26 protein-coding genes and 1 tRNA gene are annotated in these 23,136 nt (G+C 58.6%); 17 read left to right on the top strand and 10 right to left on the bottom strand.

Features of this window, described 5'->3' with window-relative positions:
• Window positions 1-37: 37 nt before the first annotated feature.
• Entirely contained in the window at window positions 38-1,624 is a 1,587-nt protein-coding gene (locus tag V5N47_RS13590; RefSeq protein ID WP_338728247.1) for a S8 family serine peptidase, read from the bottom strand.
• Between the two features lie 136 nt (window positions 1,625-1,760).
• Here V5N47_RS13590 and V5N47_RS13585 point away from each other — a divergent pair, with 136 nt between their 5' ends.
• Window positions 1,761-2,306, top strand: coding sequence for an NADPH-dependent FMN reductase (locus tag V5N47_RS13585; RefSeq protein WP_338728246.1), 546 nt, complete (start codon window positions 1,761-1,763; stop codon window positions 2,304-2,306).
• Between the two features lie 60 nt (window positions 2,307-2,366).
• Complete coding sequence (locus V5N47_RS13580) at window positions 2,367-2,888, top strand: GrpB family protein (RefSeq protein WP_338728244.1); 522 nt, start codon at window positions 2,367-2,369, stop codon at window positions 2,886-2,888.
• Between the two features lie 3 nt (window positions 2,889-2,891).
• On the opposite strand, the gene V5N47_RS13575 is transcribed toward V5N47_RS13580, so the two are convergent.
• Window positions 2,892-3,497, bottom strand: coding sequence for a class I SAM-dependent methyltransferase (locus tag V5N47_RS13575; RefSeq protein WP_338728243.1), 606 nt, complete (start codon window positions 3,495-3,497; stop codon window positions 2,892-2,894).
• 142 nt (window positions 3,498-3,639) lie between these two features.
• Between V5N47_RS13575 and V5N47_RS13570 the strand changes: the two genes are divergently transcribed.
• Window positions 3,640-4,128 (top strand): Lrp/AsnC family transcriptional regulator, encoded by a 489-nt coding sequence (locus V5N47_RS13570; RefSeq protein ID WP_338728242.1) that lies wholly within the window; start codon window positions 3,640-3,642, stop codon window positions 4,126-4,128.
• On the top strand, window positions 4,125-5,264 hold the full coding sequence (locus V5N47_RS13565; protein WP_338728241.1) for an aminotransferase class I/II-fold pyridoxal phosphate-dependent enzyme: 1,140 nt from the start codon (window positions 4,125-4,127) through the stop codon (window positions 5,262-5,264). The genes V5N47_RS13570 and V5N47_RS13565 overlap by 4 nt, the downstream gene beginning before the upstream one ends.
• A gap of 210 nt (window positions 5,265-5,474) precedes the next feature.
• Here V5N47_RS13565 and V5N47_RS13560 read toward each other — a convergent pair whose 3' ends face one another.
• The gene (locus V5N47_RS13560) at window positions 5,475-6,125 is read right to left on the bottom strand and encodes an HAD family hydrolase (RefSeq protein WP_338728239.1); all 651 of its coding nucleotides are present in this window, start codon (window positions 6,123-6,125) and stop codon (window positions 5,475-5,477) included.
• A gap of 464 nt (window positions 6,126-6,589) precedes the next feature.
• Between V5N47_RS13560 and V5N47_RS13555 the strand changes: the two genes are divergently transcribed.
• From V5N47_RS13555 to V5N47_RS13525, 7 genes are read left to right on the top strand one after another with little or no spacing between them, the layout of a single operon-like run.
• On the top strand, window positions 6,590-9,085 hold the full coding sequence (locus tag V5N47_RS13555) for a type II/IV secretion system ATPase subunit (protein WP_338730303.1): 2,496 nt from the start codon (window positions 6,590-6,592) through the stop codon (window positions 9,083-9,085).
• Window positions 9,086-11,086: a type II secretion system F family protein gene (locus tag V5N47_RS13550; RefSeq protein WP_338728238.1), complete on the top strand. Its 2,001-nt coding sequence runs from the start codon at window positions 9,086-9,088 to the stop codon at window positions 11,084-11,086.
• Window positions 11,083-11,604, top strand: coding sequence for a hypothetical protein (locus V5N47_RS13545; RefSeq protein WP_338728236.1), 522 nt, complete (start codon window positions 11,083-11,085; stop codon window positions 11,602-11,604). The genes V5N47_RS13550 and V5N47_RS13545 overlap by 4 nt, the downstream gene beginning before the upstream one ends.
• A 2-nt stretch (window positions 11,605-11,606) precedes the next feature.
• Entirely contained in the window at window positions 11,607-12,206 is a 600-nt protein-coding gene (locus V5N47_RS13540) for a hypothetical protein (protein ID WP_338728235.1), read from the top strand.
• Complete coding sequence (locus V5N47_RS13535) at window positions 12,194-13,111, top strand: hypothetical protein (RefSeq protein ID WP_338728234.1); 918 nt, start codon at window positions 12,194-12,196, stop codon at window positions 13,109-13,111. The genes V5N47_RS13540 and V5N47_RS13535 overlap by 13 nt, the downstream gene beginning before the upstream one ends.
• Window positions 13,108-13,545, top strand: a complete 438-nt coding sequence (locus tag V5N47_RS13530) for a hypothetical protein (protein ID WP_338728233.1) — start codon at window positions 13,108-13,110, stop codon at window positions 13,543-13,545. Before V5N47_RS13535 ends, V5N47_RS13530 begins: the two co-directional genes overlap by 4 nt.
• Complete coding sequence (locus V5N47_RS13525) at window positions 13,538-14,278, top strand: hypothetical protein (RefSeq protein ID WP_338728232.1); 741 nt, start codon at window positions 13,538-13,540, stop codon at window positions 14,276-14,278. Before V5N47_RS13530 ends, V5N47_RS13525 begins: the two co-directional genes overlap by 8 nt.
• A 6-nt stretch (window positions 14,279-14,284) precedes the next feature.
• Here V5N47_RS13525 and V5N47_RS13520 read toward each other — a convergent pair whose 3' ends face one another.
• Window positions 14,285-15,781 (bottom strand): hypothetical protein, encoded by a 1,497-nt coding sequence (locus V5N47_RS13520; RefSeq protein WP_338728231.1) that lies wholly within the window; start codon window positions 15,779-15,781, stop codon window positions 14,285-14,287.
• Window positions 15,782-16,014: 233 nt separating this feature from the next.
• On the opposite strand from V5N47_RS13520, the gene V5N47_RS13515 reads away from it, so the two are divergent.
• Window positions 16,015-16,536, top strand: coding sequence for a universal stress protein (locus V5N47_RS13515; protein WP_338728230.1), 522 nt, complete (start codon window positions 16,015-16,017; stop codon window positions 16,534-16,536).
• On the opposite strand, the gene V5N47_RS13510 is transcribed toward V5N47_RS13515, so the two are convergent.
• The 5 genes from V5N47_RS13510 to V5N47_RS13490 form a co-directional block, all read right to left on the bottom strand.
• On the bottom strand, window positions 16,524-16,973 hold the full coding sequence (locus V5N47_RS13510) for a pyridoxamine 5'-phosphate oxidase family protein (protein ID WP_338728228.1): 450 nt from the start codon (window positions 16,971-16,973) through the stop codon (window positions 16,524-16,526). The genes V5N47_RS13515 and V5N47_RS13510 overlap by 13 nt on opposite strands.
• Window positions 16,974-17,025: 52 nt before the next feature.
• The gene (locus V5N47_RS13505) at window positions 17,026-17,259 is read right to left on the bottom strand and encodes a hypothetical protein (protein WP_338728226.1); all 234 of its coding nucleotides are present in this window, start codon (window positions 17,257-17,259) and stop codon (window positions 17,026-17,028) included.
• Window positions 17,260-17,319: 60 nt separating this feature from the next.
• A complete protein-coding gene (locus V5N47_RS13500) occupies window positions 17,320-17,553 on the bottom strand; it encodes a hypothetical protein (RefSeq protein WP_338728224.1) in 234 nt (77 codons plus the stop codon).
• 137 nt (window positions 17,554-17,690) lie between these two features.
• Window positions 17,691-18,233, bottom strand: coding sequence for a hypothetical protein (locus tag V5N47_RS13495; RefSeq protein WP_338728223.1), 543 nt, complete (start codon window positions 18,231-18,233; stop codon window positions 17,691-17,693).
• Window positions 18,234-19,039: 806 nt separating this feature from the next.
• Window positions 19,040-19,111, bottom strand: a tRNA-Ala gene (locus V5N47_RS13490).
• Between the two features lie 236 nt (window positions 19,112-19,347).
• Between V5N47_RS13490 and V5N47_RS13485 the strand changes: the two genes are divergently transcribed.
• Genes V5N47_RS13485 through V5N47_RS13470 form a run of 4 tightly spaced genes read left to right on the top strand, consistent with a single transcriptional unit; the run spans window position 19,348 to window position 21,873 of the window.
• A complete protein-coding gene (locus V5N47_RS13485; RefSeq protein WP_338728222.1) occupies window positions 19,348-19,812 on the top strand; it encodes a 30S ribosomal protein S15 in 465 nt (154 codons plus the stop codon).
• 3 nt (window positions 19,813-19,815) lie between these two features.
• A complete protein-coding gene (locus V5N47_RS13480; protein ID WP_338728221.1) occupies window positions 19,816-20,979 on the top strand; it encodes an exonuclease RecJ in 1,164 nt (387 codons plus the stop codon).
• Complete coding sequence (locus V5N47_RS13475; RefSeq protein ID WP_338728220.1) at window positions 20,976-21,209, top strand: KEOPS complex subunit Pcc1; 234 nt, start codon at window positions 20,976-20,978, stop codon at window positions 21,207-21,209. Before V5N47_RS13480 ends, V5N47_RS13475 begins: the two co-directional genes overlap by 4 nt.
• Window positions 21,202-21,873 (top strand): 30S ribosomal protein S3ae, encoded by a 672-nt coding sequence (locus V5N47_RS13470; protein ID WP_338728219.1) that lies wholly within the window; start codon window positions 21,202-21,204, stop codon window positions 21,871-21,873. The genes V5N47_RS13475 and V5N47_RS13470 overlap by 8 nt, the downstream gene beginning before the upstream one ends.
• Window positions 21,874-21,920: 47 nt before the next feature.
• On the opposite strand, the gene V5N47_RS13465 is transcribed toward V5N47_RS13470, so the two are convergent.
• Window positions 21,921-22,349 (bottom strand): plastocyanin/azurin family copper-binding protein, encoded by a 429-nt coding sequence (locus V5N47_RS13465; protein WP_338728218.1) that lies wholly within the window; start codon window positions 22,347-22,349, stop codon window positions 21,921-21,923.
• A gap of 91 nt (window positions 22,350-22,440) precedes the next feature.
• Here V5N47_RS13465 and V5N47_RS13460 point away from each other — a divergent pair, with 91 nt between their 5' ends.
• Window positions 22,441-23,124 (top strand): protein sorting system archaetidylserine synthase, encoded by a 684-nt coding sequence (locus V5N47_RS13460; RefSeq protein ID WP_338728217.1) that lies wholly within the window; start codon window positions 22,441-22,443, stop codon window positions 23,122-23,124.
• The last annotated feature ends 12 nt before the right edge of the window (window positions 23,125-23,136 follow it).

Below are 23,136 nucleotides of genomic sequence, written 5' to 3'. Positions count from 1 at the left end.
CCGTCAACGCGACTCAAAAAGGAGTCTCAGCCAAGACTTACTGTGTCTCGGTGATGGTCAGCTCGTAGCTCCCGCTGCCGCTGTAGGAATCGACGAGGATGTGGAGGTCGGTCGAAACGTCCGGGTTCGTGATGATGACCGCTTCCTCGCTGTTCGCGCTGTAGGAGTAGTAATCGAACGAGTACGTCGTCGGGCAGGCACCCGTGCCGTCGCTCACGTACAGGTCGAAGTCAGCGCTGCTCGGACCCGAAAGCGTAATCTCGACCTCGCTTGGGGCCGAATAGCTCCACGCGTACGACCAGCAGTCTGCGTCAGCACTGCTCGATAGCGAGTCGTTCACCGTCGTCGTGTCGGTTTCGCCGCTGCCGCCGCCACCGCCTGCGCCTCCGTCGTCAGGGTCGGTCGTGACGGCGTTTCCGGCGTCTACGCGGCCGCTGCCTTGCTGGCTCGATGAAAGACCTACGTCTACCGCCGTGTTCTTCAGGTGCGTCCGGAGTTCAGACGCTGAGAGGCTCCATTGTGCGAGCGTCAATCCGGCAACCCCGGCGACGACCGGCGTCGCCATCGAGGTGCCAGAGATTTTGTTGTAGCCGTCGTCAGTCCACGTCGAAAGGACGTTCGTGCCGGGTGCGGCGAGTTCGAGGTTGCTTCCGTAGTTCGAGTACGAGGCGAGCGAGCCGTCCGGGTCGAGCGCGGAGACAGCGAGACATTCAGAGTACGCGGCTGGATACGACACCGAGCCTGCACCGTCGTTCCCAGCGGCTGCGGCGATGAAGACACCGTGGGTGTTGTAGGCGTACGAGACGGCGTTTTTCATCGTCTGCGTGTAGCCGCCGCCACCGAGCGAGAGGTTGATGACGTCTGCACCGTTGTCCGCGGCCCAGACGATGGCGTCTGCGATGTCGGAGGTCGAACCCGTCCCTTCCTCGCTCAGAGCGCGGGCAGAGAGAATTGAGGAGTTCCCGATGCCGGAAATGCCTTCGCCGTTGTCCACTTCACCGGCCGCGATTCCGGCGACGTGCGTGCCGTGGTACTCGTCTGCGAGCACGTCTGGGTACGGGTCTGCGTCGTCGTCAACGAAGTCGTAGCCGTAGTTCGAAACGCCCCCGTCCATGTTGCCGTCTAAGTCTGGGTGGTCGTATTTGACCCCTTGGTCTACCACGGCGACGGTGATGTCAGAACTGCCGAGCGTCGTGTCCCACGCCGTTGGTGCGTTGACCATCTGGTCTGCGTACTGGTCGCCATAGCGCGTGTCGTTTGGCGTGTACGCCGTCGAGACCGTTGCGTTGTCTTCTGCGTATTTGATGTACGCTTTCTTGCGAATGCGTTTCTTGAACTTCTCCTTTGCTTGGTCGCTCGCGTTGTCGTTAAACTTGACCGCAACGTAGCGAAGACACGAACAGTCGTGGACTGCCTCTGCGTGTTCGGGAACGTGTTTTTCGACCTCCGCACGGTGGTCGGGTGCGCCTATTGAAACGCCGACGAGAACTTCGTTTTCCTTTGACCCGCGACGCCGCCCGTTGTTTGGTCCCTGTGCAGTCACCTGCCCCATCGAAGCGAGAAGTGCCGCAGAACCGGTTGCTTTTAAAAATGTACGCCGTCCAATCGGGAGTTTGTCACCCATGGTGCGACTTAACAACCGAGTGTAATAATTATAAATTTTACTACGAATTTAAATAAAATAAAATATTGTGCTGTGATGAACAGAACTGGTGTGCGGAGTAAGGGAGTTTTTCACTGCGAGTGGCCAACGGTGACCAATGACGACCCCCACAATTGTCGCAATCTCGGGCAGTAGACGTCGACAGAGCTACACGAAACGTGCACTGAGACACGCACTCGGCGCCGCTGCAGAGGCCGGGGCAGAGACCGACCTCATCGACCTTGGTGCTGCATCACTCCCGCTCTATCACCCCGGACACGACGAGAGCGAGGAGCTTGATAGGCTTCTCAAAATCGTCCGCGAGGCGGATGGCGTCCTCATCGGCTCGCCAGTGTACCACAGCTCCTACTCCTCTACGTTCAAGAACTTCCACGACTACTGTGGATTTGACGAGTTTTCCGACACCGCAGTTGGCCTCCTCGCAGTCGCCGGTGGCAGTTCCTATGGGAGCACTCTCGACCACCTCAGAATCACGGTTCGGGGTGTCCATGGCTGGGTGATGCCCCACCAAGTCGGTATTCCAAGCGTTCGGAGCCAGTTCGACGACGACGGCTTCGTCAATGACGCGCTCGAAGCGCGCATCGAGAAACTCGGGACGGAAATTGTCGAGTACGCGACGCGGTTGCGGATGTCGATTGGCTAGTATTACTGCTAAGTAATACTGTCCAGTAAAACCTTTCAGAACTACAAAATCACCCGCCACATGAGCCAGACACCAATCATCATCGCCGAGTATGACCCCGACTGGCCAGCCCAATTCGACGCGGAAACCACCGACATACGTGACGCCATTGGCGACCACATAGAACGCGTCGAACACATCGGGAGCACGGCGGTTCCAAACCTCCCGGCGAAGCCCATCATCGACATGCTGGCCGGTGTTGCCTCGCTCGAAGACGCAGTCGAATGTATCGAACCACTCGAAAAACTCGGCTACGAGTACGTGCCATCGTTCGAGGACGTTATGCCGGAACGCCGGTATTTCCGGAAAACAGTGGGTGGAACGCGAACCCACCACCTACATATGGTCGAAACGGGACGCGAATTCTGGACGCGCCATCTCGCGTTCCGCAACTATCTCAGAGAACACCCAGCCATCGCAGACGAGTACGCCGCGTTGAAACGAGACCTTGCAGAAATCCATCGAAACGATATCGGCGCGTACACCGACGGTAAAGACGAGTTCATCCACCGTATCGAACGTGAGGCGCGCACCGATAGCTGAGGGTCAGACGTTCCTCACGACCACGAGTAACGCGTGATGGTTGTAGGTGGCTGGATCTGTCGTCTCGAACGTTGTTTCACGGATTTCTTCAATCTTCCAGTCCACAGCGAACGCTTTTCGAATCAGGGTTTCATTCGTGCTTGGACCGATGCGGCCATCGCGTTCGCTGAACCCAAGCATGACGTAGCGCCCGTCGGACCTGAGCGCGGTCTTGAGGCTCTCTGCGTAGGCGACTGCGTCCTCGGGGCCGAACATATGAAACAGACCGCAGTCCGTGATGGTATCGAACTGCTCGCCGAGTGAAGCAAGGTCGAACGTATCGTGTACGGTGAAGCGAGCCCGGTCACTGAGTCCGCGGTGTGCTGCTTTGGCTCGTGCTTTCTCTATCGCGTTTATGGCTGCATCAACACCGAGAACACAGTGTCCTTGGGATGCGTAGTGGAGGGCGTTTTCACCAGTTCCACAGCCCACATCAAGAATGGTTCCCTCGATTACGCCCGAAGTCTCGAGTTCAACGAGTGCTGGTTGTGGCCGACCGATGTCCCACGGCGGCGTTCCGACGTATGATTCGTTGAAATCAAACTCCGCATCCGGCTCGTCACCGCTCATCAGTACCCTCCACCCGTTGCATAGCAGAATAGACGCGTAGAGCGCGAATAAGGCAACTGCCTCTCTTACGATTCCATATCGTGACATCCAGTTTATTGCACCGGTAGCAAGTCTTTTTGTGAGGCGTCTGTTCTCACGGAGTATGAGCACGCGAGATGAGCTTTTAGCGCTCCTACTCGAAAATGCCCGCTATTCGACTGAAGACTTAGCCCGACAGACGGGCGCAGACGCGGAAGCAGTAGCAGCAGCAATCGAGGAATTGGAAGCGTCGGGCCTCATCCGCGGCTACCAAGCGGTCGTCGATTGGGACCGAGCAGACCAAGAGCGCATCCGGGCGCTCGTCGAGTTGAACGTCACGCTCGACCGCGAAACCGGCTACGACGACATCGCCGGTCGTCTCGTGAAATTCCCGCCGGTGAAATCGCTGCGGCTCGTGAGCGGCGACTACGACTTCGCGCTCGAAGTCGAGGGCGACTCGCTTCGAGAAGTCTCGAAATTCATCAGCGAGAAGGTGGCTCCCGTCCCCGAAATCACGCAGACGGTGACCCACTACATCATGGAGACGTACAAAGACCGCGGCCTCGAGATGGGCGACGGCCACGACGATGGCCGGCTCTCGTTTTCGCCATGAAAATCGCAGACCGCGTCCAGCAGATTCCGCCGTCTGGGATCCGCAAATTCTTCGAAATCGCAGAGGAGATGGACGACGTCATCTCGCTTGGGGTCGGTGAGCCCGATTTCACCGCGCCGTGGGCGGCACGCGAAGCCGCGATTGACTCGCTCAAGGCGGGAAAAACCTCCTACACCGCGAATCGTGGGATGCGTGAACTGCGCGAGGAGATAGCAAAGCGCGTCGCCTCCCAGTACGACCTCGCCTACGACCCTGACGACGAGATTCTGGTCACCGCAGGGGCGAGCGAAGGGCTTGACGTGGCGTTTCGCGCCCTCGTTGACCCGGGCGACGTGGTCGCCATCGCCCAACCGTCGTACATCTCTTACGTCCCGGGAGTCACATTCGCAGGCGGCAAGCCGCTCTCCGTGCCAACCCGCGAGGAAGACGACTTCAAACTCACCACGGAGATACTCGATGCACACGGCGTGGCCGATGCCGACATGCTGGTGCTTTGCTACCCGAACAACCCGACGGGAGCCATCATGACCGAAGCGGAGATGGCAGAAGTCGCAAAGTTCGTGCGCGAACACGACCTCACGGTGCTCGCAGACGAGATTTACGCAGACCTCACTTACGGCGACGAGCACACCTCTATTGCCACATTTGAGGGGCTTCGCGAGCGAACTGTCGTGTTCAACGGCTTCTCGAAAGCCTACGCGATGACCGGCCTCAGACTGGGATACGCAATGGCGCCACCCGAGGTTATCGCTGCGATGAATCGCGTCCATCAGTACACGATGCTTTCTGCGCCGACGACGGCGCAGTACGCCGCGCTCGAAGCCCTGCAGTCGTGTGATAACGAGGTCATCGAGATGCGAAAGCAGTACAACCGCCGTCGCCAGTTCGTCCTCTCGCGGTTCGAGGAGATGGGTATCGACTGTTTCGAGGCTAAAGGCGCGTTCTACGTCTTCCCCAAGTGTCCGTGGGACGACACCGACGCCTTCGCAGAGGCGCTGTTACAAGAACAGGGCGTCGCACTCGTCCCCGGCCATGTGTTCGGCGAGAGCGGGGACGGCCATCTTCGAGTGTCCTATGCAGCGGGCCTGAACGAGTTGCGCGAGGCGATGGCACGAATCGAAGCGTTCCTCGGGTGAGACCCCGGTTTTCAGCCGATTTTACCGTTCGAGCTACGCGGCCCTCTCTTCTCAATAAACCACATATTGAGATATAGAATCGCCGTCTCTTTGGCGTATTCGAGCGCGTACTTGGATAGAACTGGCCGCTCGGCTGGGTCAGCGGCTTGTGTGAGCACTAGTGAGTTGAAAACTGACGACACGCAGCAATTCGGGCGAGGTTCCGACGTCTTACGCGATGAGCGCGGGGAGTTCGCTAAGACTGGCGATCTGGTAGGTTGGGGCGACGTCCCAGTCAACTGGTGTGTCATCGCGTGTGAGCAACGCTGAATCGATGCCCGCGTTTTCGGCGGCGGCCACATCGCAGGGCTGGTCTCCGATGTACACCGCGTTCTGTGTGTCGAGGTCGGAAAGTGCGGCGTTCAGGTAGTAGGGGCTCGGCTTTCTTCGACTGAGGCCCTCGGGGGTGAACGGGCAGCCGTAAACCGTAGAAAAGTACGCTTCGAGGCCGAAAAAACGGAGAATGTAGGACAGCACTTTCGGCGGGTTGTCGCTGACGATGCCGAGTGGCAGGTCGAGGTCGAACAGCGCGGTCACGTCTTCATAGAGCGACCGAACCCCCTGTCTGAACTCACGTTGTTGCTCGGATTCGATGAAGTCGGTCATCTTCCCGCAAAACCGCACCGGAGTAATATCGTATTGCTGGGCGAGTTGTCGAATCGTTTCGAGATTGTGCGCGCCGAGCTGGCGGAGGTCGTCCTGCGTTGGACGGCGAAGGTCGAAGCTATGGAACGTTGCTTCTGCCACGCGACGAACGGTCGTTCTATTCGGTGGCTCAACGAGCACACCGTCGTTATCGAAAATGACCGCATCGTAGCGCATGGATGGCGGTTCTTTCACGGAATATGATATAAATGTGCCCAATTCGTAGACACTGGCTCAGACACAGCGAGTGGGGATAGCCAGCGAGCAGCCCGTTTGAATACCGGTTTCATCAGATTTTCTGAAAAGTACTTCTCTATCACCTGTTGCGCGTGAAGTCGTGATTATTACACGTTGACTGTGAAAGACTCTTTAGATAGTAGTCAACTGTAACCTATGTTTCCAGCAGTTATGACGTGGAAATTGTCGCTTAATCCAGAGAATCAGGTATTTTGGTCAATTTAGCTCTTCATAACCATACAGTGTAAGAAATCAGATATATAAGCGCAACACTTTTTCTCTCATACAGAGTATTATCAGAGGATATGGGGAAGAATAACGCCGACACTGCTGGCTCTGACCAGCACGGCGACCGGGGGGACGCCGTCACGGAAACGACTGAGGAAACCTCTGTCGGTGCAGTAATGGGTGCGTACACGTGGGAAGACTTCAAGCGAGAGGTCTACTACGACGAGAACGGAGCACGCCCAACCGACCTCATCGGAGACGTCATCGAATTTGACGCGAGTGAGTACCTTGGCTTCGACCCGACCGACATAGAGGCTCGGTTGGCGAAGGCAGCAGGCAAGGCAGCCGTCCTCGATGACCACTTCGATTCGTTCCTAGACGTAGAGACAACCGACGTTGCGGTCGGAGACTACTACTGGGAACACTTCAAAATCGAGTACTACTACGACGAGGAGGGCAAGCCGCCGGTTGATAAGAAAACCGGAGAAGTCGTCGAGTTCGACGCGAGCGAGTACCTCGGCTTCGACCCAACCTCGCTGCCGAGCGTTCTCAGCTACGGGAACGTCGTTGGGGAGTGCATCGGTGACGTTAGAGAAGAACGCACAGTCAACGTGCTCGAAGATCTCGATGAGGACGCCTTCTTTAGAAACCCAGACGGGACGAAGACCGTCGTCAATCGGTACGACTTAGAAAAGGCCGTGCCGCTCTCGAAGAAATCACACTTCCACGAGGTTGACCGGTACTGGGTCAACAAGCCGTTTGCGTTCGTGAGTATCTTCCACTCGAGCAAGGAGAACGAACACAAGTACTACCTCGTAGAGCCGTACCTCACGCCAATCGAGCGCGAGCTAAAGGAGTACCTGACGAACAAACTCCGCACGGCAATCAAATACTCTGATGAAGATGTCATCGTCGAAGGCGACGAGGCAGACCGCGGAGCCGTCATCGCGCGCGAGACCGAACGACTCCTCGAACGCTACGACCTCTACGCCCGGCCAGCGGACGAAAAGCAGAGCTTGAAACAACAGTTCTTAGAACTGCTTGGCCGAGCCGAAGAACTCGAAGAGGAAGAAGTCATCCGCGACTTAAACGGTATGTTGACTCGACCGGAGCCCGCGCTTCTCGAAGAGGACGCGCGGATGGTCACGGAGTACCAGGTCGAGAAGCTGCTCTACATGCTGAAACGCGACTTCATTGGTTTCGAGCGCATCGACGGCGTGAAATACGACATCAACGTGGAGGACGTTTCGTGTGACGGGTACAACTCACCCGTCTTCGTCTACCACTCTGACTACGAGCAAATCATCTCGAACATCTTCCACGGCGAGAAAGACCTCGACGATTTCGTCGTCAAACTCGCCCAGCGCTCTGGCAAAGGTATCTCGAAGCGCCAGCCACAGGTCGGGGCAACCCTGCCAGACGGCTCGCGTGCCCAGCTCACACTCGGGCGCGAGGTGTCAGACCACGGGACGAACTACACCATCCGGCAGTTCAAGGAGGTGCCGTTCACGCCAGTGGACCTCATCAACTGGCACACCTTCTCGCTTGATGAGATGGCCTACCTCTGGGTGTGCATCGAGAACAACAAGTCGCTCATCTTCGCAGGCGGTACTGCATCCGGGAAGACGACCAGCCTGAACGCGGTGTCGCTGTTCATCCCGTCGAAGTCGAAGATTGTGTCCATCGAAGACACGCGCGAAGTCGAGTTGCCACAGCGCAACTGGATTGCCTCGACGACGCGGCCTTCGTTTACGGCTGACGACCAAGGTGACGTAGACGAGTTCGACTTGCTCGCCGCCGCACTCCGGCAGCGCCCAGAATACATCGTCATGGGTGAGATTCGTGGGGAAGAGGGCCGGACGCTGTTCCAGGTCATGTCCACGGGTCACACCACGCTCACGACGTTCCACGCGGACTCGGTGGGTGAGGTTATCAAGCGCTTTACGACAGACCCAATCAACGTCTCGAAGACGATGTTCACCGCGCTCGACCTCGTGAGCATTCAGACTTCGACGCGCGTCCACGGGAACAAAGTGCGCCGCAGCAAGTCCATCACGGAAATCAACCACTACGACCCGGAGAACGACGAAATCAACGTTCAAGACGTGTTCCAGTGGCAAGCAGAATCCGACGAGTTCCTGCGGATGGGTGAGTCGAACACGCTCGACGAGATTCGCTTCGACCGTGGCTGGTCGTACGACCAGTTGGACGAAGCAATCTACCTGCGGAAAATCGTCCTTGCCTATCTCATCAACAAGGGGCTGAACAGCTACCCACAGGTGGCCGCCGCGTTGCAAGGGTTCATGAACGACAACGACACCATCATGTCGCTCATCGCAAGCGACGAGTTAGAAGCACGCCTTGAGGAACTCCGGCAGATGGAGAGCGTCATGATCGACATTGACCCCGAAAAGGAGGCGATGATTCCACGGCCAGATCCGTACGCAGAGCTGCGGGCGCACACGGATGAAATCCTCGCGGAAGCCGAGGAAGACCTCTTTGCACGCTACCGCACGGAAGAGATGCCAGATATCGAACCGGCGCTTGCCTCCGGTGCTGACGAGGCGGGAGCCGCCACTGACGGCGGCGACGATACCGACGACGACGAGGACGACCCGTTCGAGGCATTCGACTTCGGCGGTGGGTTTGAGCCACTGGAGGACGACGAGTAAATGGCCCCAGAAACGATGAGCGCTAGCAGTGGCTTTGAAGAAAAGTCCATCAGCGATTCGTTCTACCCGCTCTACCGACGATTGTTCAGCGACGACAGCGAGTTCGTCTCTGACGTAGAAGAAAAACTCGGCGCGGCACGAATGCCCCACACGGTGGAGTTTTTCCTCTCGTGGGCGCTCGCCATCGGCGTCTTACTCGGGCTCATGCTCTGGTTCGCGGGGATTGCCCTTGGCTACATCATCTTCGTCCTGTTTATCGACGGGACGCCGGTGTTGCTCGGATTGAATCTGTCACCCGACATGCTCGCCTTCGTCAACGCCATCAAGATACCGGCGTTGGTGTTGGTGACTGGCCTCGTCTTTGGGCTGATTGGCTTCGGGATTGGCTTTGGCTCGATCGTCTTCGTGCCGTACTACCGGGCGGGTGAGCGAAAGCGGGAGATAAACATGCTCCTGCCGGACGCCATCTCGTTCATGTACGCCCTCTCGGTTGGGGGGATGAACCAGATCGAGATTCTCCAAGCGATGGCGAAAGCCGAAGACACCTACGGCGAGGTCGCAAAGGAGTTCCAGAGCATCGTCCTCGAAACCGACTACTTCGACACGGACTACCGGTCTGCAATTCGCAACCAGGCAATGCAGTCACCGAGTGACGAACTGGGGCAGTTCCTCACGGACATGCTCTCGATCGTCAACTCTGGTGGCGACATGACGCGCTTCTTGGACGACAAGAAAGAAAAGCACATGCGCACGGCAAAGCAGGAACAGGAACTCACGCTCGAAACCTTAGAGCTGTTCGGTGAGATGTACATGACGCTCTCGCTGTTCCCACTCCTGCTCATCATCATCCTCGTCATCATGAGTATGCTCGGGGAGGCCCAAGACTTCCTGCTCTACGGGACCGTCTACGGCCTCATCCCGATGACGGGCGTTGGCTTCCTCGTACTCGTCGCGACGGTCAAGCAGGACGAACCCGGCGACGGCTACCTCCAAGAGAAGGGGATGGAAATTCAACAGAGCGAACAAGGCATCTTCAGCCTCGGCATCATCGAGCGCTACACGGGAACGTACGCCATCTTCGACCGCATCAAGAGCAAGGAAGGGACGTTCGTCACGATGGAGCTGCTCAAGAATCCGCACCACTTCTTCCGTGACTACCCGGTGGCAACGCTCGCGCTCACGGTGCCCGCAGCACTCGTGTTGCTCGCGTTCGCCATCCTGTCCGGTCTCGCGCCTGCTTCCTTCGAAGAACTCATCGCGAATCCGATTGGTGGGACGTTCTTCTGGGTGTACATGCCGGTGTACATCACGCTCATCCCGCTCGCGGTGTTCAACGAGTGGAACCTCCGCTCGCGCTGGAAAATCATCAAGAACCTCTCTGATGACCTGCGCAAGCTGTCGAGCGCGAACGACACGGGGTTGACCCTGCTCGAATCGCTGAAAGTGGTCTCTGATACGTCGCGCGGAAAACTGGCAGAGGAGTTCGAAGCCATTCACGCGAAGGTGAACTACGGCATGAGCCTGAAAGAGGCGCTCATCGAGTTCAACAACACCTACCACATTCCGCGTCTCGCCCGCACGGTGAAGCTCATCAGCAAGGCCCAAGAGACCTCGAGTAACATCACCGCGGTTCTCTCGACGGCCGCACAGGCCTCCGAGAATCAAGACGACATCGACCGCGAGCGGGTTGGCCGCACGCGCATGCAGATCGTCATCATCATCATGACCTATCTGGTGTTGCTCGGCGTCATGGCCATCCTAAAGGTAAAATTCCTTGACGTGATGGCTGGCCTCTCTGCGCAGGCAAGCGGCGATTCAGGAAGCTTCGGTGGCGGTATCGACACGCAGATGCTGTCGATGCTGTTCTTCCACGCCGTGACCTTACAGGCCGTCCTGTCCGGATTCATCGCGGGCTACATGCGCGATGCAAGTCTCATGAGCGGCGTGAAGTACGCAGTCATCCTGCCAACCTTCGCCCTGCTCGTCTTCATGCTAATATGACCGAACGCGCACAAACATCGATGGACTTTCTGGTGGGGATGAGCATGTTCCTCATCATCGTCATCTTCGTCCTCTCGTTCGTCCCCGGCCTCATCGAGCCGTTCAACGACAGCGTCCAAGAGGATACGGTCGCCGTAGACCGCGTAGCGACGCAGCTCTCGAAGGGGATGCTTGGGTCAACCGCGGAGCCGTTCATCTTAGATGCCCAGTGTACGGAGGCGTTCTTCGATGAAACAGACGACCCAGGAGATTGCAATTTCGACCCGGGAACGCCAGTCGGGGATAGATTCGGGCTTTCGAGCACGCAACAACTCAACATCACCATTGAGCGTGACACGAATGGTGATGGCGACCGCGAAATTCTGCGGATGGACGGTGCTGGCAACATCGTCGATTCCGGCGGCTTCCTCCTCAAAGAGGGTCGGAGTCCGCCAACGTCGACGGGGTCTGTGGTCGTTGCCCGACGGGTCGTTTACCTCGATGGGCAGGACGTGTCACTTATCGTGAGGATGTGGTAATCATGCGAGCACAAGCACACACGCTCGAAGGAATCATCGCGTCGTTCTTGCTCATCACTGGGCTGGTCTTCGCGCTGCAGGCGACGGCCGTGACCCCGCTGTCTGCGAGTACATCGAGCCAGCACATCGAGAATCAAGAACGCGCGATCGCAACTGGCGTCTTAGCGAGCGCGCTCGAAAACGAGTCGCTCCACGTCGCACCGCTCTACTGGAACAACTCGACCTACAAATTCCACGATACGACGTCGCGCCAGTACTACGTCGATAACCTGCCTTCGGCGTTGACGTTCGGGAATATGCTCGAACGCACGTTCGGGGATTCAGGGATTGCGTTCAACGTAAACCTCGTCCACCTGACTACGTCTGGCGACGAACGTACCCGCCAACTCGTCTACCGCGGGGTGCCAAGCGATAACGCGGTCACCGCCACCCGACTCGTGACGATTTACGACGACGACGTGCTGTACGACGCAGACGGCAACCCAACTGACTACACGGTCTCAGAAGCGGCGACTAAAGACGAGTTCTACATGACCGATGCCGCGCCGGACAGCGCGGTGTTCAACGTGGTCAAAATCGAGGTGGTCGTATGGCGGATGTAGGCGACCGTGGCCAGATTATTCTGGTTATCGGCCTCGTCCTCGCCGTGATGTTCGTCGCCCTCTCGCTGGTGTTGAACACGGCCATCTTCACGGAGAACCTCGCGACGCGCAGTAACGACGGCGCGGCAGACAGTGCCATCGAGTACCACCACGACGCCATCGCGAGCACACAGGACGCGATTGAGTACGCGAACGCGAACGATAACGCGGACTATCCCACGCTCGAAGCGAGCGTCGAAAAGAGCGTTCGCGACTACAATAATTTGAGTTCGATACACAACGCGCGAAACGGGAAAGTGACCGACGCTGTGGTCACATCGCACACGCGAGGCATTCAGGTCGAACAGCGCGCGTCTTCGACGCTCACGAACCGAACGGGAACGGCTAGCTGGACGCTTGCGACGGACGCAGAAGGCGTGCGTAACTTCCGAATGAACGTTAACCCTGAGTCAACGAGCTGCACCCAGTTCTCTGATTGCTTCTACGTCGAGCTCGAAGATGCAAGCGGTGACACGTGGCGGATGAACGTCGAAGAAGACGGTAGCGGGAATGTCGAAGTCGCTGTGGAAAACGCCACGGGAACCTACACGTGCTCGACAACCAGCGCAACGGCGTGGATTAACGTAACCGCTGGAACGGTTGGCGGCCAGCCGTGTGACGCCTTACAGTTCGGGCAAGGACTCTCACCGGACTACGACGTGCGGTTCGTAAACGGCGACCAGACCGTCGGCACCTACGAACTCGTCATCGGAAGTAATTCGTTCGACTCGGCGCAGTACGGCAGTACCGACAGCGAACCGGACTACGAGGATGCCATCTACGCGACGACCATTGACATCACCTACAAGCATCCCGACCTCACGTACTCTAACACGGTCGAAGTGGTTCCGGAGGAGTCAGCATGATGGACAACAGAGGGGTTGCCTCGACGCTCAACTACATCCTCGGGCTTGGGATTGCGACGGTGCTCGTGGTGGGGATACTCATCGCGGGCGGGAACCTCATCGAAGACCAGCGCGAACAGGTCATTCGCAACGAACTGTCCGTGCTTGGCCAGCAGATGGTAAACGATATTTCGGCGGCAGATCGATTCACGGCAGAAGGTGGGGCTATCACCATCGAACGCGACTTGCCGACGTTGGTCGCCGGTGAGCACTATCGAATCACCGTGATCCACGAAACGGGTGACGAGTATTCGCTCCTGCTCAGAAGTTCTCGGACAGACGTTTCGGTGCAAATTGATTTCAGAGCCGAGACGACCATCACCGAATCGTCGGTTGATGGCGGGTCGGTGTCCATCGTGGGCGACGGTACCGCAGTGGAGGTGCAAAATGGATAATCGTGCCGTGAGCGACGTGCTCGGATTCATCCTCATCTTCTCGCTCATCTCGGTCACCATCGGCATCATCTACGTCTCGGGCGTGGGTGGCCTCGACGACACGCGGGACGCCGAACGCGTCAACAACGCAGAACGCGCCTTCGACGTGATGGCGCACAACATCGGCGATATCACGCAACACGGCGCGCCGAGTCGGGCGACCGAGGTGCGACTGGACGACGCCCAACTCTCCGTAAACGAGGAGGTGTATGTCGAGTACAACTTCATCAATGCGAGTGGCATCAGCGAGTACGCCTACAACGTTTCGATTAAGCCAATCGTTTACTCGTCGCACACGGGTACGGACTTGGTCTACGAGGGTGGTGCAGTGATTCGCCACCAATCGGACACCTCGCGGATGGTGAACGAACCGATGTTTATCTTAGACGGTGACCAGCCAATGGTGCTGCTCGTCCGGACGTGGACGCCGACCAACGAAGACGTAGGCGGGTCGAAAACGGTGCGCGTGCGCGCAATTCACGACGCGACGACGCTCGACCAGACGGGGGACGACGAACCCTACAAAATGTGGCTGAACGTCACGAGTCCTCGAAGTGAAGCGTGGGAATCGTATTTCAACGACGACGGAAGCTGTGCGGAGGTTGTGACCGACGACAACACAGTCGCGTGTCGGCTCGACGGCGTGCAGAAAGGCTCCGTTACGACGATTCGGACGACTATCGAAATCGAGTGACGCAACTCAGCGCAGCCGCACCGCAATCTCGTTTTCAGTGATGTGGAGGAAGGTAATGAACCGTGAGTCTGCGGTCACTTCGTAGTCGAGCGTGCCGCCTGAGTTCCCGGTGTCGACTCGCGTCGATTGACTCCCCTTCCCCTTTCCGGGGCCTTCGTGGACGGTGAGTTCGAAATCCGGGCTCATCAGCGAGAAGTAGTGGTTGGTGAGGAAGTCGAGCGACGCTTTGCTCGCATCTTCTGTGTAGCTTGGGTAGTTTTCTCCTGCGTCGCAGATGCCGTCGTCGTCTGTGTCACAGTCTGCGATGTGCTCGTTTGCCGTCGCAGATGCACTCACGTTTCGACTCTCAATCTCAGGCCCGTAGTGCCACTTGTTGTCGCTGCCTTGTGTGTCGATGTCGCCATAGGTGAGCGGCGTATCGCTCGTGAAGTTCATTGTGAGCACTTCCGTAGCGCAATCGATGTTGAAGTTCGGGTCTGTTGCGGGGTCAATCGACGTGTTTTGCCACTCGTGGTGTGTTCCCGAGGTGGCATTGTAGTAGTAGAGACTCACGTCGAGGTCGCCCGCACCGCCGCCACAGAGTTTCTGCTGTGAGGCAACGTGGAGTTCGAACTCGACGTCGGCCGTGTCTTCGGTGTAGAACGACCAGTGGAGCTGGTTGAAGTCGTTTTTCTCAGAAGAGAGGTGAATCGTGAAGTTGTTGATTTTGTGATTCGAGGCCATGGCGGGCACTGAGACGGAGCCGTCGCGTTCTGGCATCTGGAAGTCTTGGAGCGCCTCACCGGTCGATTCGAGTTGGAGGGTGACAATGTCGTTGTCGTGGTCTGCGTACACCGTGCCCGTCGTGTGCGTGCGGAAGTACTCCTCCCACCCCTCAGAGTAGGGGCCTTTCACGGTGACGTTGATGGTCCCGTTTTTGAGGGGGTTCTCATATGCGTCTTTCGTGCCGTTGTACGGTGCGCCAATCTCCGTCCCGTCTGCGGCTTGGGCGCTCGCGGTGGTGTTCGGGAAGATGGCGTGTCCGCTTTCACCCTGGTCGATGGAGATGCTGGTCGCCCCGGATGACGTTTCAGACCCGACAGTCCGTATCAGCGGGAGCGTCAGGGTTGCCTCTCGGTAGTGGAACTCCGGCGGGGAGATCATACGTGCGGGGCCGCCACCGTCTCTGCGCCAGACGCCACCGCCTTGGTAGGCGATTTCTGCGTCACTGGTGGTAAAGACAACCGCGCCGAGACTTCGATTGTAAATCGTCTCTTCTGATCCCATTCCGTCGTAGTCGTTGTGCGTTATCCGAATCCACCCGAGGTCTTCGCGCACTTCGAACTGTCCGTCGCCGTTCGGGAACTCAATCGTCTGTTGGTTCGACGAGCCAAGCGCGACCAGCGCGGCGCGCGAGTCGAACAGCGTCATCGACTGCTCTGCGCGTTCGAGCTCCGACTGCTGGCGGGTATCTTCGATAACCACCGCGCCAAGGGCGGCGACGGCCGTTGTTCCAAGTAGCACGATTACTAGCAGGAGGACAGTGCCAATGGGCGCTGATTGTCCACGTGAGTCACGCGTAAGCGCGCGAGAGATGTACGCTCGCAACCCGAATGGCCCAGTCATTGATACGTGCTTAGTTTGTCAGACAATAAAATAATCTGGTAAATGATGAAAGTTTAACAGTTTGATGTGTCAGCGGTTTAGACTCGGCAAGAAGGCTATATTGTTTCCGAACGACAGTACAAGTAGCCGAGATGTACGACAAAATTCTGTTTCCAACCGATGGGAGTCTCGGGATGTCGAACGTGCTCACCCAGTGTCTCTATCAGGCAATACAAAGCGGTGCAACGGTGCACGTTGTCTACATCGTCGATGTACGGTCGTACATCATTCTCCCCGAAGAAACCCAACAACGCATCATCGAACTGCTCATCGAAGAGGGCCAACGCGCGCTGGCGCAGGTCGAAACGCGCATCGATGCAGAAGGTGACGATATTCCGACCATCTACGAACTGCTCCAAGGTGTCCCCCACGAGGCGATTCTCGAATACGCAGACGAAGAGGACATCGACCTCATCGTGATGGGAACCCACGGCCGAACCGGGGAGCACAAGCGCATTCTCGGCAGTGTCGCAGAGGAAGTCGTCAGAAATGCGGATGCACCCGTGTTGACGGTGCGGATTCGAGAAGAAGACGTAGAGCAGATGCACGAAGCGCGCGCAAACGCGGAGGAAGCGGCCGAGGACGCAGACGAATCGCCGCGCTACATCGAGTGAGCAGTCGTTTTTCGACCCGTCAGCTCCGCCACGTCGAGGGCGTACATCGAGAACACCAGTTCGTCGCGTGGCGTGTCGAAGATATCGAGCAGTGGAAGGTCTGCTTGGCGGAGCGCGCGGACGACTTCGAGGTTCAACTCGTCGTCTGCAATCTCGCGCAGCGTACCGGCCGCGATGACACTCTTCCACTCGCCGTCTATGTTTTCATACACCACGAGCCTCGCGGTCTGGGTGTGCTCGACGTAGCTCCGTTTCTCGCTCTCGGTGCCGTATCCAAGGCGAAAGTAGAAACGAGTCGAACCGGGGTCAAAGCCGTAAGAAATCGGAATCGCGTAGGCGTCTGCGTCCATCGCAAGCGAAAGCACACCCGACCCACCGCGGTCAAGCAATTGCTGAATCTCGCCTTCAGTCATTTCCGCGGGGTGCATGTTGCTCATACCTGAACAGACGCGGGGCCAGTCCAAAAAGCTAGGCTCGATTACAGGTCGCTCAGTGTTGGTGGGTGAACAACAACACGTCGTTGTCGTGCGTCGAGACACAGAGGTCGAGCAACCGACTCAGTTCGAGGCTGTTGTAGTCGTCTTCGCAGACAACGAGGTCGTCAAACGGTTTGTCGCAGGCAGGACACGCGATGCGCACCGTGTTCCGGTAGGTCGTCACGCCACCTGCGGCTTCGTGGGGCGTCAGCGACTGCACCAGGTCGTCATAGGTGTCTGAATCCATCGCTAGAGTGCTCATCGCCCTCCGTGATAATTCTAGGTGCGAGGGACGCTGTATTCTCGGCTATCGGTCGGTTCGACTGCTGCTCGTGACCGTGCCAGTTGAATCCACCGTCGCCATCAGTGTTTCGCCGTCGATAGTAATTGCAACCGTCACGCGGGAGTCGTCGACTGTGCTTTCCAGTTCGCCCGACCCGAACAGCCGCCACGTCGGCGCTTCCTGTGGGTCGATCCCCCGGTCGTAGAGGAAGCCGTGGAGCGCAGGGTGGGTTTCGACGATGAGTCCCTCCTCGCTCATTGGCAACTAAACGTCTCACAGGAGTGAGGAACGTAGTGGGGAGGACGCCATATATAGTATTACTGGGCAGTGTTACTGGGCAGTGGTACGAACGGCTGACTGTCTCGTGTCGGTCGGAGAAATCCCGTTACTTGCGATCAAGCCACGACCAGTGCGCCGATGAGCGAGGCAAGTACGAACACGAATATGAGGCCGAAAACGCCGCCCAGCACGACGGACGTCCCCGCGAGAAAGCGGTTCAGCTTGTGGAGACGCGAGAGGCCCGTCACCTGTAACGAGAGTCCGTAGAGGCCAACGATGAGGTTGATGCCCGGAATCCACCCACAGGTGAGTATCAAGATGGTCGGATACGCCATCGCCTCGACTGTCTTGTGAAAGCCGTGTGCGCCGAACACAACCGCAACAACGTGCGTCCCGAGGGTGTGACCGAGGAAGAGCAAGTAGCCAAGCAGGCCAAACACGAAGATTCGAGTCGACAGGCTTCGAAGGGTGTCCGTAAGCACTGTCACTTCGAACACGAGACTCATACCGCCGAGGACGATGCCACCGAGTACCGCCGAGGCAGCGGCGTATATGAGGGGGAACCGATAGCTCGCACCCGGTTCGAGATTCGCGTAGAACGTCTCCGGCGACCGGATTACAGAGTGGGCGACCTTCACCCCTGCCATTCGTTGCTTCATGACAACCCGACTACGGATAGTCTGGTGTTAGTTATACGATAGATAGCAGACGTGTCATTTGCGAAACTCGATGTTATTTGATGAGATGAGAGTACGAACTATCCGCCGCTGAAAATGCCACAGGGCAACCTGAAATCGCACCACGGAAGTCCCGCTCAGTTTTACGTTATTTTATGAAATCACGGTCTACTCGATACTGCGATGGTACTAATCTATGAGTTGATGGTCAGATGTGGTAATTGGTCGAGCAATTTTTTCGACTGGTCGCAGTTGACTTGCCGGGACTGAGTGGAAACGAAGTTTCCACGAAGGTCGGCGAACTCGTTCGCCGGAAGTGAGCAAACACGGAGTGTTTTCGAGGTATAGCAAGTCCATTGACTGATTGAACGAAGTGAAGGAAGGAAATGGACTTGCCGGGAGTGAACACCGCCTCCGGAGGTGTGAACTTTGAAGCGGCTTTGCCGCTTCAAGATTTGAACCCGGAGTGAGACGGTCACCCTCACTTCGTTCGGGTGCTGCGACTTCCGGCAGAACGAGTTCTGCCGTCGTCTCGTTCGCGTCGCTCACGAGACTCACAGGGCTTCAACTCACGTGTAACTCACTTCGTGAGCCACACCGAATTCGCAGGGCAGGGCCCTGCTCATTCCCGACTGCGTCGTACAGTACTTACGCGCCACCAGCGACTCGCTACGCTCGTCGGTTTAGCGGCGGAAAGTAATAGTGGACTTGCCGGGACTGAGCAAACACAGAGTGTTTGCGAGGGACGGCAAGTCCATTGACTGACTGAACGAAGTGAAGGAAGGAAATGGACTTGCCGGGATTTGAACCCGGGGCCTCTCCCATGCCAAGGGAGTGATCTACCCCTGATCTACAAGCCCGCGTCAGCAATAATCGCTTTCCGGCGGTTGTTCATAAACCCATCGAACCACCCTCGCGTGCCCGGGAAATCCGCATAGAAACCGTTTAGTGGCTCAGGAGGAGAACTACCCGTGGGAACAACACGGCCGCAAATCTGACATCGCCGTGCGCTTGCACGGCTCAGGGATTGCGGTAGTGTCCGGCGCGTCCCGCGCCGAATCATCTAGAGCGGTCTGTGCGGTTCCTATCCTCAACTATGGCACGAATGCACACTCGACGCCGCGGCTCGTCCAAATCGGACCGACCCGTGGCTGACGAACCACCGGAGTGGAGCGACGTCGACGCAGACGCAGTCGAAGAACGCGTCGTCGAACTTGCAGAACAAGGTCACAGCCCAGCCGTCATCGGACTCAAACTCCGTGACGAGGGTGTTCAGGGCACGCCTGTCCCGAACGTCAAGCTGGCAACGGGGAAGAAGGTCACCGAAATTCTCGACGAGAATGACGCAACCAGTGACCTCCCCGAAGACCTCCGTAACCTCATGGAGCGCGCCGTGCGCCTCCGTGACCACATGGCGGAGAACCCGAACGACCACCAGAACAAGCGCGCGCTCCAGAACACGGAGTCGAAAGTGCGCCGACTGGTCTCGTACTACCGTGGCGGCGCCCTCGCTGCAGACTTCAAGTACGAGTACGAAGAAGCCAAAGAGCTTCTCGCATAATCGATGTCCGCAACCGGTCGCACCGGAGCAGACGCCCCTGACGCGAGTGAAATCGCTGCCGTTTGCCGCGACGCCGACTTCGTTCGGTTCGTCGCCCACGCAGACGGTGATGCGCTCGCCGCGACGGGCCTCATCGCCCGCGCGCTGAGCGATGCGGGCATCCCGTTCCAAGCGAGCGTCGCCCGTTCTGGGAACCTCGCGCGACCGGACAACACGGACGACGTCACCACACTCCTCGTCGGCGGGTCGAACCCGTCGTACGACGGTTCCATTGCCGCCAACACAGAGCCAGCCAGTGTGACTGCAGAGGCCGTTTCCCGAGAACTCGCCGCAGACCCCGACCCGGTCCTCACCCTCGCGGGTGTTGTGGCCGCAGAGGGGCATCCAAGCGAGTACGCTGGGATTCTCGAACGCGCAACGTCGCGCGACCTCGTGACCCAGCGCCCGGGCGTCGGGATTCCGACCGCCGACCTCGCGAACGGTCTTGCGCACACGACGCTCGCTCACGCCTCGTTCTCCGGAAACGAAGGAGCCGTGACTGCGTCGCTGGCTGACCTCGATTTGCCTGTTGACCTCGACACGCGCGCACAGCGACGCCTCGCCTCGCTGCTCGCACTCGCCACCGTCTCGGCTGACGGCGCGACCCCGCGAGCCGCGGAGGCGGTCGAGCGCGCCTTGCATCCCCACGCGACCGACGGCCCGTTTGCCACGGTCGAAGGGTTCGCAGACGTCCTCGACGTGGTCGCCCGCGAAGCGCCCGGGACGGCGCTTGCGCTGGCGCTCGGCCACGATGTGAAAACGCCCGCGCTGGAAGCGTGGCGCGCACACGCAAAGCGTGCGCACACCGCCCTTCGCGGGGCGACGACCGGCCGGTACGACGGCCTGTACGTCGCGCGCATCGACGCCGAAAACGCGACGGCTCCCGTCCGCACGACGGCCCGCTTGCTTCGGGATTTCCGCTCGCCGGAACCCGTCTCGCTGGTCGTTTCAGACGGGAAGGCCGCCGCGTGCGCGACCGAGGAACAGGGACAGCTTGGTGAGCGAATGGCAACCGCCGCGACCGCCGTCTCTGGAACCGGCGGCGGCCGCGACAGACAGGGCTATGCCGAGTTCGGGGCCGACGTGTCGGCTTCGGAGTTCGTCACGGCGTTCCGGGAGGCGCAATGAAGCGCGCCACCATCCGGACGACGCACGAGAACGCTTCCGCAATCGCGGCGGCGCTCTCGCCAGACAACACGCCTGAAATGCACATGACGGTCACCGATGATACCATCGAGCTGACCGTCGAACGCGAGACGACCGGCGGCCTGCAATCGACCGTTGACGACTACGTGGTGAACCTCACGGTGGCAGCACAGCTTACGAACAACCCGAAATCAGAATCCAACAATGAGTGAACGATCCGTCTCTCGGCGAAAGCAGCAGAAGCGTTGGTACAAGGTGCTCGCACCTGAGCAGTTCGACCGCGCAGAGCTCGGTCAGACGCCTGCTGACGAACCCGAGAAGGTCTACGACCGAACCATCGAAACGACGCTTGGCGAACTTACGAACGACGCCAGCAAGAACAACACCAAACTCACCTTCAAGGTGAACGACGTCGGCAGCGACGCCGCGTACACCGAGTTCGTCAAGCACGAACTCACCCGCGACTACCTCCGCAGCCTCGTCCGCCGCGGTGCCTCGAAAATCGACGCGAACATCACGGCCATCACGAAAGATGGCTACCGCGTCAAGATTCAGCCACTCGCCCTCACGACGAAGCGCGCAGACCACAGTCAGGAACACGCAATCCGCAAGCAGATGATCGAGATGGTCGAGGAGACCATCGAAGATCACACCTACGAGCAGATTGTCGACAGCATCGTAGACGGTCGCATCTCCTCTGCAATCTACGCAGAGGCGAAGACCATCTACCCGCTCCGTCGCGTCGAAGTCCAGAAGTTCACCCTCGAAGCCCGCCCCGACGAAGTCGAGGCGGAAGAGGAAGCGTCCGTCAGCGTTGACGAAGACGACGTTGCAGACGAAGTCGCAGCGGACGACGACGAAGCCCTCGAAGAGTAAACCGTACTCTTTCTTTTATAAACGCAAATCCTGAGTGCCGACCGCGGTCACTCGGTGACGACGAATGTTGCAATCATCCCGCCGGGTTCGTGCGGGACACAAAAGTAGGTGTACTCGCCGGGCACTTCGGGCGTGTATTCGAAGGTTTGACCCGGTGCGATCGAGCCGCCAAGGTCGCCCATCCACGCGTCGCGGGCCTCTTGCTCTGACTCGAAGCCGCCGGAGGCGAAGTAGGCTGCGTCGTCGGGGATGTCGGCCTCGTAGGCGGTGACGGTGTGGGTTCGCCCGCCCGTGTTCTTCCACACAATCGGCTCGCCGACCGGCACTTCGTAGGGATTGTTGGGGTGTTCGAATCGGTTTGCCGACATGCCAATGTCGAAGTCAGCGCCTCCTTCTGGCTGGCCGGAACTTGTACAGCCAGCCACAGAGAGGGTCAGTGCGGTTGCGGCGGTGGAGAGGAACGCACGCCGGTGCATACCTGAGGCTCACCGCCGGAACAATATATGTTCGCTGATTGCTCGTGTCCGAACATAAAGAGGTAAGGCCGAACCTCTCCACCGCCCGAGTATGCAGCCCCGTTTCGTCGGGCGGTTGGGTCTCGCCGATGCCGTCACGGTCGCCAACGCGGCACTCGGCTTTCTCGCCGCGGCCGTGGCGATGGTCGACCCCGCACTCGCCGCGCGACTGATACTGCTCGCCGCCGTTGCCGACGGTTTAGACGGTGTTATCGCCCGCAAAATGGGCGGAACACCCGTCGGTGACTATCTCGACTCGCTCGCGGACGTGGCCTCATTCGGCGTTGCCCCCGCACTGTTCGTCGTGAGCGTCGCCAACGCCCAGTGGGGCTTGGTACTCGGCGATTTATCGGTGCGGGGCATCGCAGCGCTCGGTCTCCCCGCGCTGTTCGTCGCCGCCGCAGTCATTCGACTCGGGCTTTACACCGCCTACGACGTGGCGAAACACACCACGGAAGGCGTCCAATCGACGCTCGCGGGGACGATTCTCGCAGTTGTCTACCTCGCTGGATTCCAGCAAGCGACGCTACTCGTCGCGCTTGCCGGGCTGTTTGCGTATCTGATGGTGACGACGATTCAGTATCCAGAACTGTACGCCCGCGACGCGATTGCGATGGGCGTGATTCAAGCGCTTGCGATTCTCGCGCCGCTCGTCGCAGACCGGATTTTCCCGAAAGCCCTCTTGGTAGCCGCTGTGGCCTACCTCGTGTTGGCCCCACGCTTTTACTGGCGATAAGCCCGAAGGGAA

This window comes from Haladaptatus sp. DJG-WS-42 (assembly GCF_037198285.1).
Classification (GTDB): domain Archaea; phylum Halobacteriota; class Halobacteria; order Halobacteriales; family Halococcaceae; genus QDMS2.
This window is presented reverse-complemented; position numbering and strand designations above follow the sequence as displayed.